This is a genomic window from Streptomyces sp. NPDC002181, assembly GCF_042890485.1.
Lineage (GTDB): Bacteria > Actinomycetota > Actinomycetes > Streptomycetales > Streptomycetaceae > Streptomyces.
Map to the genome: position 1 here is coordinate 547,864 of NZ_JBIASC010000001.1, position 13,551 is coordinate 561,414.

Annotated in this window: 12 protein-coding genes; 5 read left to right on the top strand and 7 right to left on the bottom strand. The window is 70.7% G+C overall.

What is annotated here, in order from left to right; genetic code table 11:
- Positions 1–132 precede the first annotated feature (132 nt).
- The gene (locus tag ACFYXV_RS02490; RefSeq protein WP_389382107.1) at positions 133–1,602 is read right to left on the bottom strand and encodes a sensor histidine kinase; all 1,470 of its coding nucleotides are present in this window, start codon (positions 1,600–1,602) and stop codon (positions 133–135) included.
- 384 nt (positions 1,603–1,986) lie between these two features.
- Positions 1,987–2,580, bottom strand: coding sequence for a TetR/AcrR family transcriptional regulator (locus ACFYXV_RS02495; protein ID WP_385465160.1), 594 nt, complete (start codon positions 2,578–2,580; stop codon positions 1,987–1,989).
- Between the two features lie 85 nt (positions 2,581–2,665).
- Between ACFYXV_RS02495 and ACFYXV_RS02500 the strand changes: the two genes are divergently transcribed.
- Positions 2,666–3,427 carry an SDR family NAD(P)-dependent oxidoreductase gene (locus tag ACFYXV_RS02500; protein WP_385465157.1) on the top strand — a complete coding sequence of 254 codons (762 nt, stop codon included), beginning with the start codon at positions 2,666–2,668 and terminating at the stop codon, positions 3,425–3,427.
- A gap of 201 nt (positions 3,428–3,628) precedes the next feature.
- Positions 3,629–4,414 carry a glucosamine-6-phosphate deaminase gene (gene nagB / locus ACFYXV_RS02505; protein WP_389381857.1) on the top strand — a complete coding sequence of 262 codons (786 nt, stop codon included), beginning with the start codon at positions 3,629–3,631 and terminating at the stop codon, positions 4,412–4,414.
- A 69-nt stretch (positions 4,415–4,483) separates the two neighbouring features.
- Here nagB and ACFYXV_RS02510 read toward each other — a convergent pair whose 3' ends face one another.
- The 4 genes from ACFYXV_RS02510 to ACFYXV_RS02525 all read right to left on the bottom strand — a co-directional run bounded on the left by ACFYXV_RS02510 (position 4,484) and on the right by ACFYXV_RS02525 (position 9,305).
- Entirely contained in the window at positions 4,484–5,992 is a 1,509-nt protein-coding gene (locus ACFYXV_RS02510) for a glycoside hydrolase family 3 protein (RefSeq protein WP_389381858.1), read from the bottom strand.
- Between the two features lie 6 nt (positions 5,993–5,998).
- Positions 5,999–6,835: a carbohydrate ABC transporter permease gene (locus ACFYXV_RS02515; RefSeq protein ID WP_383340259.1), complete on the bottom strand. Its 837-nt coding sequence runs from the start codon at positions 6,833–6,835 to the stop codon at positions 5,999–6,001.
- 62 nt (positions 6,836–6,897) lie between these two features.
- Positions 6,898–7,914: a carbohydrate ABC transporter permease gene (locus ACFYXV_RS02520; RefSeq protein WP_385465148.1), complete on the bottom strand. Its 1,017-nt coding sequence runs from the start codon at positions 7,912–7,914 to the stop codon at positions 6,898–6,900.
- 104 nt (positions 7,915–8,018) lie between these two features.
- Positions 8,019–9,305 carry an extracellular solute-binding protein gene (locus ACFYXV_RS02525; RefSeq protein ID WP_385465145.1) on the bottom strand — a complete coding sequence of 429 codons (1,287 nt, stop codon included), beginning with the start codon at positions 9,303–9,305 and terminating at the stop codon, positions 8,019–8,021.
- Between the two features lie 286 nt (positions 9,306–9,591).
- Between ACFYXV_RS02525 and ACFYXV_RS02530 the strand changes: the two genes are divergently transcribed.
- From ACFYXV_RS02530 to ACFYXV_RS02540, 3 genes are all read left to right on the top strand, one after another.
- Positions 9,592–10,356: a GntR family transcriptional regulator gene (locus ACFYXV_RS02530; protein ID WP_030153577.1), complete on the top strand. Its 765-nt coding sequence runs from the start codon at positions 9,592–9,594 to the stop codon at positions 10,354–10,356.
- A 207-nt stretch (positions 10,357–10,563) separates the two neighbouring features.
- Positions 10,564–12,717 (top strand): carbon starvation CstA family protein, encoded by a 2,154-nt coding sequence (locus ACFYXV_RS02535; protein ID WP_385465141.1) that lies wholly within the window; start codon positions 10,564–10,566, stop codon positions 12,715–12,717.
- Entirely contained in the window at positions 12,714–12,911 is a 198-nt protein-coding gene (locus ACFYXV_RS02540; protein WP_030153574.1) for a YbdD/YjiX family protein, read from the top strand. Before ACFYXV_RS02535 ends, ACFYXV_RS02540 begins: the two co-directional genes overlap by 4 nt.
- A gap of 48 nt (positions 12,912–12,959) precedes the next feature.
- Here ACFYXV_RS02540 and ACFYXV_RS02545 read toward each other — a convergent pair whose 3' ends face one another.
- A complete protein-coding gene (locus ACFYXV_RS02545; RefSeq protein WP_376015549.1) occupies positions 12,960–13,544 on the bottom strand; it encodes a Uma2 family endonuclease in 585 nt (194 codons plus the stop codon).
- Positions 13,545–13,551: the final 7 nt, after the last annotated feature.

The following is a 13,551-nucleotide window of genomic DNA, read 5'->3' on the forward strand; positions in this document are numbered from 1 at the left end:
CACCACACCAGCGCTCAGCAACGTGCTCTTGAGCCCCGGACCGAGAAGTTTTCGGTCCGGGGCTCAGTGCTGTCCGTGACGGACCTCGTCGGGCCCGCCCGGAGCACATCACGTTCAGTGACCGAACGATCGTTATTTCTGCGGGCTGGCCGGGATGTCGAGGACGACCTTGGTGCCGCGCGGTTCGGCCCGGAGCATGTCGAACGTGCCGCCGAGCTCGCCCTCGACCAGGGTCCGGACGATCTGGAGTCCGAGGTTCCCGGCGCGCTGCGGGTCGAAGCCCTCGGGCAGACCGCAGCCGTCGTCGAACACCGTGATCAGCAGCCGGCCGTCGGCGCGGCCGGAGCCGGTGCGGGTCGCGGAGACCTCGACCCGGCCGCCCTCCCCCTGGGTGAAGGCGTGCTCCAGGGCGTTCTGGAGGATCTCCGTCAGCACCATCGACAGCGGGGTGGCGACCTCCGCGTCCAGGATCCCGAACCGGCCGGTGCGCCGGCACTGCACCTTGCCGGGCGAGATCTCGGCGACCATCGCGATCACCCGGTCGGCGATCTCGTCGAACTCGACGCGCTCGTCCAGGTTCTGAGAGAGCGTCTCGTGCACGATCGCGATCGACCCCACCCGGCGCACGGCCTCGTTGAGCGCCTCGCGGCCACCCTCGGAATCCATCCGGCGGGCCTGCAGCCGCAGGAGTGCCGCCACGGTCTGGAGGTTGTTCTTCACCCGGTGGTGGATCTCCCGGATGGTCGCGTCCTTGGTGATCAATTCGCGTTCGCGACGGCGCAGTTCCGTGACGTCCCGGCACAGGACGAGGGAGCCGATGCGGACGCCCTTGGGCTTGAGCGGGATGGCGCGCAGCTGGATGACCCCGCCGTTGCCCTCGACCTCGGTCTCGCGCGGGGCCCAGCCGCTGGCCAGCTTGACGATGGCCTCGTCCACGGGGCCGCGGGTGGGGGCGAGTTCGGAGGTGGTCGTACCCAGGTGCTGGCCGACGAGGTCGGCGGCGAGGCCGAGCCGGTGGTACGCGGACAGCGCGTTCGGGGAGGCGTACGTGACCACGCCGTCGGCGTCGAGGCGCATCAGGCCGTCGCCGGCGCGGGGCGAGGCGTCCATGTCGACCTGCTGGCCGGGGAACGGGAAGGAGCCGGCCGCGATCATCTGGGCCAGGTCGGAGGCGGACTGGAGGTAGGTGAGCTCCAGCCGGCTCGGTGTACGCACAGTGAGCAGGTTGGTGTTCCGGGCGATCACTCCGAGTACCCGGCCCTCGCGGCGCACCGGGATCGACTCCACGCGCACCGGCACCTCCTCGCGCCACTCCGGGTCCCCCTCGCGCACGATCCGGCCCTCGTCGAGCGCGGCGTCGAGCAGCGGGCGCCGGCCGCGCGGAACCAGGTGGCCGACCATGTCGTCCTGGTACGAGGTGGGGCCGGTGTTGGGGCGCATCTGCGCGACCGAGACGTACCGGGTGCCGTCGAGGGTGGGGACCCACAGCACGAGGTCCGCGAAGGAGAGGTCGGAGAGCAGCTGCCACTCCGAGACCAGCAGGTGGAGCCACTCCAGGTCGGTTTCACTGAGAGCGGTGTGCTGGCGTACGAGGTCGTTCATGGAGGGCACGGGCCGAGCGTACCCCGGGTATGGGCCATGACTTTCCCCACGGCCACTACTCAGGAGTATCCAGGAGGCACTCGGGCCGCGTACTGTTGGATGAAGTGACGGGATCACAGAGCCCGCCATTGGATGGACAGAACAGATTGGTCTAGTCCACAATTGCCTTATGCTTCCGCCCTCCCCGCACAGGAGGACGGATCGAGGTAAGCCGCGCGCTCTGCCCTGACCGCGCAGGCTCCTCCCACCGGCCGCCGGGAACCGCACACCCGCCGGCCGTAAGTACTCCGGGCTACGGTGCCGGACGGGTTGAGGGTCCCGACCCGGCACCGTGGCCCAGAGGAATGCGGATTCCGCCGCCGGATTCCGGGGACTCTTTCCCCCTTACCGCGGCCAGGCCCCCATCGCCAGTTCCGCCACCGCTTCCAGTTCTTCCCGGCTCGCGCCGTCGCGCGACTGCTGGGACATCCCGATGAGCACCGCCAGCGCGTAGCGGGCCAGCGCGTGCGCGTCCGTACCGGCGGGCAGGGCGCCGGCGGCCACGTCGGCCCGGATCCTGCGCTCGAACATCTCCAGGTTGGCGTCACGGCGCTCACGCAGGGCCTCCGCGACCTCCCGCGAGGTGGTGTTCACGGCCGCGCTGATCACCAGGCAGCCCGGCGGATGGGCCGGGTCGGTGTAGATCTCGGCCGCCTCGCGCAGGACGCGCCGCAGCCCCGCCCCGGCGGTGGGCTCCTCGGCCAGGGCGGCGCGCGCGAAATCGGTGTACCGGCCGCCGTAGACCGCCACGACCTCGTCGAAGAGCTTGCGCTTGTCGCCGAAGGCCGCGTAGAGGCTGGGCGCGCCGATGCCGAGCGAGGCGGTCAGGTCGGAGATCGAGGTCGCCTCGTAGCCGCGCTCCCAGAAGGCCGCCATGGCCTTGTCGAGGGCCGCGTCGCGGTCGAAGGAGCGGGGCCTGCCGCGCTGTCCGGTCACCATGGAGAGATTCTATAGCGGGCGTTACGGAATCTGGTACGGTCCCTTTCTGTAGCGACCACTAGCGAATGCTGAAGGGGGGCGCGTCATGGGCGTGCTCAAGGGGAAGACGGCACTGGTCACGGGCGGCAGCCGGGGGATCGGGCGGGCGGTGGCGCGGCGGCTGGCCCGGGACGGGGCGCTGGTCGCCGTGCACTACGGACGCCACGGGGCGGCGGCGGAGGAGACGGTCGCGGCGATCGGGGCGGCGGGCGGCCGGGCGTTCGCGATCGGGGCCGAGCTCGGGGTCCCGGGCGACGCGCGGGCGCTGTGGGCGGCGTACGCGGAGCACCCGCTGCACACCGACGGGGTGGACATCCTGGTCAACAACGCGGGCGCGGCCACCTTCGCCGGGATCGCGGACACCGACGAGGAGACGTACGACCGCGTCCACGCGCTCAACGCGAAGGCGCCCTTCTTCGTGATCAAGCACGGGCTGGAGCGGCTGCGGGACGGGGGCAGGATCGTGAACGTCACCGGCACCCCGGAGATCGCCCTGCCGGCGATCCTGGCCACCATCGCGGCCAAGGGCGCCGTGAACGCGCTGACCCGCTCGCTGGCCGCCGAGCTGGCCCCGCGCGGGATCACCGTGAACTCGGTGGGCCCCGGGGTCACCGACACCGAGCTCAGCGCGGGCTGGCTGGCGGACCCTGCGGCGCGGGCGCACGCGGCCTCCCGCTCCGTCTTCGGACGGGTGGGCACGGCCGAGGAAGTCGCCGACGTGGTGGCCTTCCTGGCCTCGGCGGACGCCCGCTGGGTGACGGGCCAGCACCTGGACGCGACGGGCGGCCTCCAGATGTCGCTGGTCTGAGCCGCGACCCCCTCCTCCGCGTTCCGCGGCCTCCGGGCGGGGCCGGGCTGCACGTCCCGGCACGGAGGCCGACGATGGGAAGGGCGGAAGAACGGAAGCGAACGGAAGCGAACGGGAGTGTGCGAGGACCGGCCGGAGGCGGCCCTCCTCTGCTAGATTGGTCTATACCACATCGTCACACTCCAGATCGGCAGGCCCCGCGTGGAAGTTGTCATCGTCCCGGACGCCAAGGCAGGCGGCGAGCTCATCGCGGAGGCCATGGCCGCCCTGGTCCGCCGCAAGCCCGACGCCCTGCTCGGCGTGGCGACCGGCTCTACCCCGCTGCCCGTCTACGAGGCCCTGGCCGCCAAGGTGAAGGCCGGGGAGGTCGACACCTCCGAGGCGCGGATCTGCCAGCTCGACGAGTACGTCGGCCTGCCGGCCGGGCACCCGGAGTCCTACCGCGCCGTCGTGCTGCGCGAGGTCGTGGAGCCGCTGGGCCTGTCGGAGGCGTCCTTCATGGGCCCGGACGGCTCCGCCGAGGACATCGTGGCCGCGTGCGAGGCCTATGACCGCGCGCTGGCCGGGGCGGGCGGTGTGGACCTCCAGCTGCTCGGCATCGGCACGGACGGGCACATCGGCTTCAACGAGCCCTGCTCCTCGCTGGCGTCGCGCACCCGGATCAAGACGCTGACGGAGCAGACGCGGATCGACAACGCGCGCTTCTTCGACAACGACATCGACCAGGTCCCGCACCACGTCATCACGCAGGGGATCGGGACGATCCTCGACGCCCGGCACCTGGTGCTGCTCGCGACGGGCGAGGGCAAGGCGGAGGCCGTCGCGCAGACGGTCGAGGGCCCGCTGTCGGCGCTGGTCCCGGCGTCCGCACTCCAGTTGCACCGGCACGCGACCGTCGTCGTGGACGAGGCGGCGGCCTCGAAGCTCAAGCTGGCGGACTACTTCCGCCACACCTACGCCAACAAGCCCGCGTGGCAGGGGCTTTAGGCGGCGCCGCGCCACGCGTGAAGGGCCGGGCCCCCTTGCGGGGGCCCGGCCCTTCTTCCGTACCCGGGGTCACGCCCCCGCGATGATCTCCGCCGCCGCGGTGCCGCAGACGCGGGAGGCTCCGTGCGTGGCGATGTGGAGGGCTCCCCGGGGGGCGGCCCGGGGGACGCCCATCTCCACCACCACCGTGTCCGGGCGGGACGCGATCAGGGTGTCGAGGACCCGCGCCATCCACGGGTGGCGGTGCTCGTCGCGGACCACCGCGACCACCGTGCGCCCGCCCGCCGCCGCCAGGACGTCCCCGGCCGCGGCGCCCTCCGCGTAGACGCCCGAGGCGGTGCCCGGCACCAGCGCGGCCAGTTCCGCCGCCACGCCCCACGGGGTCTCGTCGCCCACCGCGATGTTCGCGACGGGGGCGAGCGTGGCGACGTACGGGGCGGTCACGGGCGCGGCCGTGCCCGTGACGACCAGCGCTCGGCGGGCCGCCGCCAGGCCGATGCCGGGCGCGCTCCCCTCCTGCTGCGCGCCCGGCGCGGCGGCGGCCCGGGCCTGCCGGGTCCATGCGGCCAGCGCCCGTACCCGGGCGGCGGCGTCGGCGAGCCGCTCCGCCGGGAGGGCGCCCTCCCGTACGGCCGAGACCAGCGCGCCCTGCAGCCGCAGCACGGTGTCCTCGTCGGCGAGCCCGCCGCCGACGCAGATCGCGTCGGCGCCGGCCGCGATGGCGAGCACCGAGCCGCGCTCGATTCCGTACGTCCCGGCGATGGCGTTCATCTCCATGCCGTCGGTGACGATCAGGCCCTCGTAGCCGAGCTCCTTGCGCAGCAGCCCGGTCAGGATCTGCGGGCTGAGCGTGGCCGGCCGGGTCGGGTCCAGGGCGGGCACGAGGATGTGCGCGCTCATCACGGCCTTCGTGCCGGCCTCGATGGCCGCCTTGAACGGCACCAGTTCGCGGGCGGCCAGCGTGTCCAGGTCGGCGTCGATGCGCGGCAGCGCGTGGTGCGAGTCGACGTTGGTGTCGCCGTGGCCCGGGAAGTGCTTGGTGCAGGCGGCGACGCCGGCGGCCTGGAGGCCCTCGACGTAGGCGGCGGTGTGCCGGGCGGCGAGGTGGGTGTCGGCGCCGAAGGACCGTACGCCGATGACCGGGTTGTCGGGATTGGAGTTGACGTCGGCGGACGGGGCCCAGTTGAGGTTGACCCCGCACTCCGCGAGGCGGCGCCCCAGCTCGCGGGCGACGTCACGGGTGAGGCCGGTGTCGTCCACCGCGCCGAGGGCCAGGTTGCCGGGGAAGGACGAGCCGGCCCGGACCTCCAGGCGGGTCACGTCGCCGCCCTCCTCGTCGATCGCGACGAGGACGTCGTCGCGCTCGGCCCGCAGCTGCGCGGTGAGCGCGGCGAGCTGCGCGGGCGAGGCGATGTTGCGGCCGAAGAGGCCGACTGCGGTGAGCCCCCGGCCGATCTGGCGCAACAGCCAGGCGGGGGCGGTGGTGCCCTCGAAGCCGGGCTGGAGGACCGCGAGGGCGTCGCGGGTCAGCTCGTCGTTCGCGTCGGACGAGGTCACGCCGTGCGCAAGGACGGTCATGTGGCGTTATCCCTTCACGGCGCCGGCGGTCATGCCGCCGACGGCCTTGCGCTGGAGGAAGACGAAGATCACCAGGACCGGGACCGCGAACAGCGAGGACGCGGCCATGGTGGCGCCCCAGTCGTTGCCGAAGGCCGTCTGGAACTGGGTCAGCCACAGGGGCAGCGTCTGGGCGGTCTTGTCCTTGTTGAGGATCAGGACCATCGCGAACTCGTTCCAGGCGGTGATGAAGCCGAAGAGCGAGGTGGACATCAGGCCGGGGGCCAGCAGCGGGAAGATCACCTTGCGGAAGGCCTGGCCGCGGGTGCAGCCGTCGATCTGGGCGGCCTCCTCCAGCGTCACCGGGACCGCGGCGATGAAGCCGCGCAGGGTCCAGATGGTGAAGGGCAGGACCATCACGAAGTAGATCGCGGTCAGCAGCGGGAGGCTGTTCAGCATCTCGGCGTCGCGGGCGATCATGTACATCGCGATGACCATGACCTCCCACGGGGCCATCTGCGCCATCATCACGCCGAGTACGAGGCCCTTGCGGCCCTTGAACTTCATCCGGGCGATGGCGAAGCTCGCGGCGAGGGCGACGACGAGGGCCAGGGCCACGGCGCCGACGGTGACGACCAGGCTGTTCGTGACGTACGTCCAGAACAGGTCGACGCCGGTGGCCTTGGTGAAGTTGTCCAGCGTCGGGGTGAAGACGAAGACGGGATCCTTGGAGAGGATCTGCCCGGACGGCTTGAGCGCCGACGAGAACATCCAGTAGACCGGGAAGACGAAGACCACGGCCACGACGAGCGCGCCCAGGTTCTTCGCCACCGCGGCGGGGCGCAGCGGGCGGCGCTTGCGCAGCCGCTGCGCGGGCTTGGCGGAGGTCGGCGCGGCAGGTGCGGGCTTCGGGGCGGTGGTGGTGCTCACTGCTCCTCCTCCTGCTTCAGGATCAGGCGGAAGTAGAAGGACATGACGATCACGAGCATCACGATCGTCAGGACGGAGATCGCTGCCGCGAGGGCGTAGTGGCCCTGGCTCTGGCCCTCGACGAAGGCGAAGACGGGCAGGGTCTCGGAGGCGCGGTCGGGGCCGCCGCGGTTCATCGCGTACACCTGGGTGAAGGCCTTGAAGACCCAGATCACCTCAAGGAACGTGGTGACGGTGAAGAACGGCTTGAGGTTGGGGAAGACGACCTGCCAGAAGGTCTGCCAGCCGTTCGCGCCGTCCATCCGCGCGGCCTCGTACAGCTCGCCGCTGACGGTGGTCAGGCCGGCGTACATGTTGAGGGCGACGAAGGGGACGGAGCCCCAGACCACCAGGACCGTGACGATCGTCAGGGTGGAGAGGCCGGACTCGAACCAGTTGTGCTGCTCGTAGCCGGAGAAGCCGAGGGTGCGCATGACCCAGTTCATGACGCCGAACTGCTCGTCGAACAGCCACTGGAAGACGGTGACGGACGCGACGATCGGCATGGCCCAGGCCATGACCAGCGCCATCGACAGGACCAGGCGCATCCACGTGCCGAGGCGGTTCAGCAGGATGCCGACGAGGCTGCCGATCAGCATGATCAGTGCGACGTTGGCGGCGGTGAAGGCGAAGGTGCGGACGACGACGGTCCAGAAGTGCGCGTCGCCCAGCAGCTGCGTGTAGTTCTCGACCCCGTTGAAGGGTGCCTTCCGCTGGATGAACTCGATCTTGTCGACCTTCTGGAACGACAGGATCACGTTCTTGGCGAGCGGGTACAGCAGCAGTGTGGCCAGGCTGAGGACCGCGGGCCCGATCAGGAGGTACGGCAGCCAGCCCGCGGGAAGCGGCTTTCTGCCCCGGCGCGGAGCCGACGGACCGGCCCCCTTGGTCGTGGGCGGCGTCAGCTGCCCTCCGGCGGACTTCGGTGGTGCGTCCTGTGGAGCGGTCACCGCTCCCTGGGAGTGCACGGTCATGTCTTGGTTACCTCGGCTGCGGTCGGGCGTCGCACAGGTCGGTCAATGCGCGACCGGGGGTGCGGCGGGCGCGTGGGCGCCGGCCGCACCCCCGGTGCTACGTGCTACTTGTTGATGCGGCTCGCGATTTCCTTGTCCGCGTCCGCGCCCGCCTTGGCGGCGTCCTCACCCTTCAGGACCTTGGTCATGAACTCCTTGAGCGGGTTGGGCTCGGTCTCGACGTTCGCCCAGCCCGGGGTGACCGGGGTGATGCGGCCGTTGACGCCGCCCTTGCCCATGGCCTCGGCGAAGGAGCCCGCGGCCGGGGTGAAGTTCGCGCCGGCCTGGTTGGGGAGCAGCGCGCCCTTGGTCTCGGCGGCGTACTTCGTCATCTGGTCCTTGCCGGCGGCCAGCGCCAGCCACTCCTTGGCGAGCTCCTTGTTCTTGGAGCGCTCGGCCACGGCGAGGTTCGAGCCGCCGAGGAAGACGGTGCCCGGCTTGTCGGCCGTCTTGCCCGGGATCGGGAAGTAGCCGAAGTCGGCTTCCTTGCCCGCGTCCTTCAGGGCCTTCTCCGCACCGCCGGCCTCCCAGCCGAGACCGATCCAGGAGGCGACGCCGCCCTTGGGAACGACGTCGGTGGACTGCTGCGGGGTGGCCTCGTCCTTGTCCTTGGGGGCGGTGGAGTACGCCTGGAGCTTCTTGTAGAACTCCATCGCGGACGCGGCCTGGGGGGTGCCGAGGCCGCCCTTCCACTTGTCGCCGTCCTTGACGGCGAGTTCGCCGCCCTCGTCCCAGATGAAGCCGGCGAGGACGTACCAGCTCTGGCCGGGGAGGTAGATGGGCTGCGAGGCGGGGTCCGCGGCCTTGAGCTTGTCGAGGCCGGCGACCCACTCGTCGCGGGTGGTCGGCGGGGTGACGCCGGCCTTGGCGAAGGCCTTCTTGTCGTACACGACGACGCGGTTGGCCGCGTACCAGGGGGCGGAGTAGAGCTTGCCGTCGTACTCGGCCGAGGCGAGCATGCTCTTCTGCCAGGCGTCGGACCCGAGCTTGGCCTTGTCCTTGGTCAGGTCGGCGAGGCCGCCGGTGACGGCGTAGCCCGCGGTCTGGGTGTTGCCGAGTTCGAGGACGTCCGGCGGGGTGTTCTCGGAGAGGGCGGTGGTCACCTTCTCCTGAATGCCCTTCCACTGCTGCTCTTCGACCTTTACGGTGACACCCGGGTGCTTGGCCGAGAACTCGGCGTTGACCGCGTCGATCCACGCCTTGGGCGCGGAGCCGTCCATCACCCAGACGGTGATCTCCTTGGCGCCGCCGGCGTCGGTCTTGCCCTTGTCGTCGCCGTCGTTGCCACCGCACGCCGCGAGGCCGATCACCATGCCCGCGACTCCGACCGCCGCGATGAGCTTGCGCTTCACGCCACCCTCCTCAGGGATGCTCTGCACTTCCCTCGCCCGCCGCGGTGACGTACCAAGTACTGCCCGTGGGGCCGGGATCTGATTCATATTGGTGTAGACCAGTAACCGGAGCTTGGCCTAGACCTTTAGGGGTGTCAAGGGTCTAATGAGCGGGTGATCGGTCCGTTACCGGACCGACACCTGGGGGAGGGAGGAGGCCTGTCCTCCCACCCGTGTCACGATGTGACCGCACATATCGGAGGAGCCGGTGACGGCAGCGAAACTGGAGTCGGGAAGGCGGGCGGCGATGTCCACCGAAGGGGCGACCACCGAGCCGGAAGGCGGGGCGGCCACTCGCACGGCGCGGGTGCCCAAGTACTACCGACTCAAGCGGCACTTGCTCGACATGACCGAAACACTGCCCCCGGGCACGCCGGTGCCGCCGGAGCGCACGCTCGCGGCCGAATTCGACACCTCCCGCACCACCGTGCGCCAGGCTCTCCAGGAGCTCGTCGTCGAGGGCCGGCTGGAGCGCATTCAGGGCAAAGGCACCTTTGTCGCGAAACCGAAGGTCTCGCAGCCGCTCCAACTGTCCTCGTACACGGAGGACATGCGGGCGCAGGGTCTGGAGCCCACCTCCCAACTCCTGGACATCGGCTACGTGACGGCCGACGACACCCTGGCCGGGCTCCTCAAGATCGCCACGGGCGGCCGGGTGCTGCGCATCGAGCGACTGCGCCTCGCCAGCGGCGAGCCGATGGCCATCGAGACCACCCACCTGTCGGCCAAGCGCTTCCCGGCGCTGCGCCGGTCGCTGGCGAAGTACACCTCCCTCTACACGGCGCTGGCCGAGGTGTACGACGTACGGCTCGCCGAGGCCGAGGAGACGATCGAGACCTCCCTGGCCACCCCGCGCGAGGCGGGCCTGCTGGGCACCGACGTCGGCCTGCCGATGCTGATGCTCTCCCGCCACTCCCTCGACGCCGACGGCGAACCGGTGGAGTGGGTCCGCTCGGTGTACCGCGGCGATCGTTACAAGTTCGTCGCCCGACTCCAGCGCCCCGCCGTCTGATTCGTAGTTGACTCTCGTTCCGCTATACGGACGGGGGCTTACGTTCACCGGGCGCGCCCCCGTAGATTCCCTGCCTTTACGCAGATGATCAACGAGGGGACGAGGATCATGCCGGAACCGGAAGCAACTGGTACAGAACGGAACACGGCGAGTCCGGGCACGGCCGCGGACTCGCCTTCCGCACCGGGCAGTGGCGCGCCAGGGGGCATGAGCCCGAAGTCCGTCGCCGTCTGGGTGCTCGTCGCCCTCGTCGGGGCCCTCGGCTGGGGCATCCTCGCCCTCTCGCGCGGCGAGGAGATCTCGGCCGCCTGGCTGCTCGCCGCCGCACTGGGCTCGTACGCCATCGGCTACCGCTTCTACGCGCGGTTCATCGCCGACCGGGTCCTGAAGGTGGACAAGACGCGGGCCACCCCGGCCGAACGCCTTGACAACGGTGTCGACTTCCACCCCACCGACCGCCGCGTGCTGTTCGGCCACCACTTCGCCGCCGTGGCCGGCGCCGGCCCTCTGGTCGGCCCCGTGCTCGCCGCCCAGATGGGCTACCTGCCGGGCACCATCTGGATCGTCGCGGGCGTCATCTTCGCGGGCGCCGTCCAGGACATGGTCACCCTCTTCTTCTCCACCCGCCGCGACGGGCGCTCCCTCGGCCAGATGGCCCGCGACGAGATCGGCCCGGTCGGCGGAGCCGCCGCCCTGGTCGCCGTGTTCGCCATCATGATCATCCTGCTGGCCGTGCTCGCCCTGGTCATCGTCAACGCGCTGGCGCACTCCCCCTGGGGCGTGTTCTCCATCGGCATGACCATCCCGATCGCCCTCTTCATGGGCTTCTACCTGCGCGTCCTGCGCCCGGGCCGGGTCACCGAGATCTCCGTCATCGGCGTGGCGCTGCTGCTGCTCGCCATCGTGGCGGGCGGCTGGGTCGCCGATTCCTCACTGGCGAGCACCTTCACGCTGGAGAAGGAGACGCTGGTCCTGTGGATGGTGGCGTACGGGTTCATCGCCTCGGTGCTGCCGGTGTGGATGCTCCTCGCGCCCCGCGACTACCTCTCCACCTTCATGAAGGTGGGCACCATCGCCCTGCTCGCCATCGGCGTGGTCGTCGCCATGCCCACCCTGAAGATGCCCGCGGTCACCGATTTCGCCGCCCGCGGGGACGGGCCGGTGTTCGCCGGGTCGATGTTCCCGTTCGTCTTCATCACGATCGCGTGCGGGGCCCTGTCCGGCTTCCACGCGCTGGTCTCCTCGGGCACCACCCCCAAGATGATCCAGAAGGAGACCCAGGTCCGGGTCATCGGCTACGGCGCGATGCTGACCGAGTCCTTCGTCGCCGTCATGGCGATCATCGCGGCCTGCATCATCGAGCCCGGCCTCTTCTTCGCGGTCAACTCCCCCGCCGGCGTCGTCGGCACCACGGTCGAGACCGCCTCGCAGGCCGTGACGAACTTCGGCTTCGCCATCTCGCCCGAGTTCCTCGCGCAGGCCGCGAAGGACGTCGAGGAAACCAGCCTGCTGTCCCGTACGGGCGGGGCGCCGACGTTCGCACTCGGAATGTCGGAGATCTTCTCCTCCGTTGTCGGAGGCGCCGGGCTGAAGGCGTTCTGGTACCACTTCGCGATCATGTTCGAGGCACTGTTCATCCTGACCACCCTCGACGCGGGCACCCGGGTCGGCCGCTTCATGCTCCAGGACACCCTCGGCAACGTGCACAAGCCCTTCAAGGACGTGAGCTGGAAGCCCGGCGTGTGGCTGGCCAGCGCGGTGGTCGTGGGCGGCTGGGGCTACTTCCTGTGGGTCGGCATCAAGGACCCGCTGGGCGGCATCAACCAGCTGTTCCCGCTCTTCGGGATCGCGAACCAGCTCCTCGCCGCGGTGGCACTGGCCGTCTGCACCACGCTGCTGGTCAAGTCCGGCCGGCTCAAGTGGGCCTGGGTGACCGGGGTCCCGCTGGCCTGGGACGTGGCCGTCACGCTGACCGCGAGCTGGCAGAAGGTGTTCTCCGAGGACGTCAAGGTCGGCTTCTTCGCGCAGCGCGACAAGTACCAGACCGGGATCGACGCCGGGAAGGTCCTGCCGCCCGCCAAGAACATGGGCGAGATGCACACGATCGTCACCAACGCGACGGTCGACGGCGCGCTGTCGGCGCTGTTCGCGATCCTGATCGTCATCGTGCTGCTGGACGCGGCGCGGACCTGCCTGAAGGCGGTCGGGAGCCCGGAGGCGGTCAGGCTGTCCGAGGTCCCGTGGACCGAGTCGAAGATCATCGCCCCGGCCGGGCTCATCGCGACGCCCGAGGAGCGGGCGGAGCTCGCCGCCGCCGGCCTGGACTCGGGCGGCGGCCGCGCGAAGGAGCCGGTGGCGTGAGCGGGGTCCGCGCGGCGCTGGCGAAGGCGCGGTTCTTCGTACGGGAGTTCTCGGGCGAGGCGGCGTACGACCGCTACGTCGCCCACGCCCGTACGCACGACCCGGACGCGGAGGTCATGACCCGCCGCGCCTTCGAACGCGCCCGTACGGACTCCCGCGAGGCGGACCCCCGCGAGGGCTTCCGCTGCTGCTGAGCACGTACGTGAAGGGCCCCGCCGAATCGGCGGGGCCCTTCGGCATCCTCAGCGCACCCAGTCCTTGAGGACCTCGGTCTGGAGGGTGATGCCGACGGGCTCGGGGAGCTCGACGTCCTTCCCGTACGCCACGATGTGGGTGCTCTCGTACCGTCGGCCGTTGGGCTGGCTGTAGACGGAGATCTCGCACTTGGCCCGGTCGATCAGCAGGTAGACGGGAATGCCCGTCTCCGCGTAGGCGCGGGGCTTCTCGACGTGGTCCCGCCGGTGGGTGTCCGAATCCCACGAGGTCACCTCGACGGCCATGAGGATCGGGTCGGGGTCGACCCAGTCGCCCTGCCCGGCGAATGCCTTGGAAGGCGCCAGCACCGCGTCCGGGATGGCCCGCCCTCCCCGGTACGCCTCGGCCTTGATCCCCTGTCCCCCGTGCAGCCAGAGCTCCGGCCGGTACTGCATGCAGATCCGCGTGAGCCACTCGATGATCGTCTGGTGATCGCCGTCCGGCATGGCCTTGCTCCTGATAACCCCGTCGATGAACTCCAGCCGCGTCCCCTCCCTCTCGCGGGCCGCTATGCGCGCCACGGCTTCGAAGTCCTCGGTCAGCATGTGGGGCCGGTCTGTCATCACGGTCATGCCTCGC

Bases quoted from the DNA above. Each gene is read 5' to 3' on its own strand.
- ACFYXV_RS02490 (WP_389382107.1), bottom strand. From the start codon at position 1,602: ATGAACGACCTCGTACGCCAGCACACCGCTCTCAGTGAAACCGACCTG.
- ACFYXV_RS02495 (WP_385465160.1), bottom strand. From the start codon at position 2,580: ATGGTGACCGGACAGCGCGGCAGGCCCCGCTCCTTCGACCGCGACGCG.
- ACFYXV_RS02500 (WP_385465157.1), top strand. From the start codon at position 2,666: ATGGGCGTGCTCAAGGGGAAGACGGCACTGGTCACGGGCGGCAGCCGG.
- ACFYXV_RS02510 (WP_389381858.1), bottom strand. From the start codon at position 5,992: ATGACCGTCCTTGCGCACGGCGTGACCTCGTCCGACGCGAACGACGAG.
- ACFYXV_RS02520 (WP_385465148.1), bottom strand. From the start codon at position 7,914: ATGACCGTGCACTCCCAGGGAGCGGTGACCGCTCCACAGGACGCACCA.
- ACFYXV_RS02530 (WP_030153577.1), top strand. From the start codon at position 9,592: ATGTCCACCGAAGGGGCGACCACCGAGCCGGAAGGCGGGGCGGCCACT.
- ACFYXV_RS02535 (WP_385465141.1), top strand. From the start codon at position 10,564: ATGAGCCCGAAGTCCGTCGCCGTCTGGGTGCTCGTCGCCCTCGTCGGG.
- ACFYXV_RS02545 (WP_376015549.1), bottom strand. From the start codon at position 13,544: ATGACCGTGATGACAGACCGGCCCCACATGCTGACCGAGGACTTCGAA.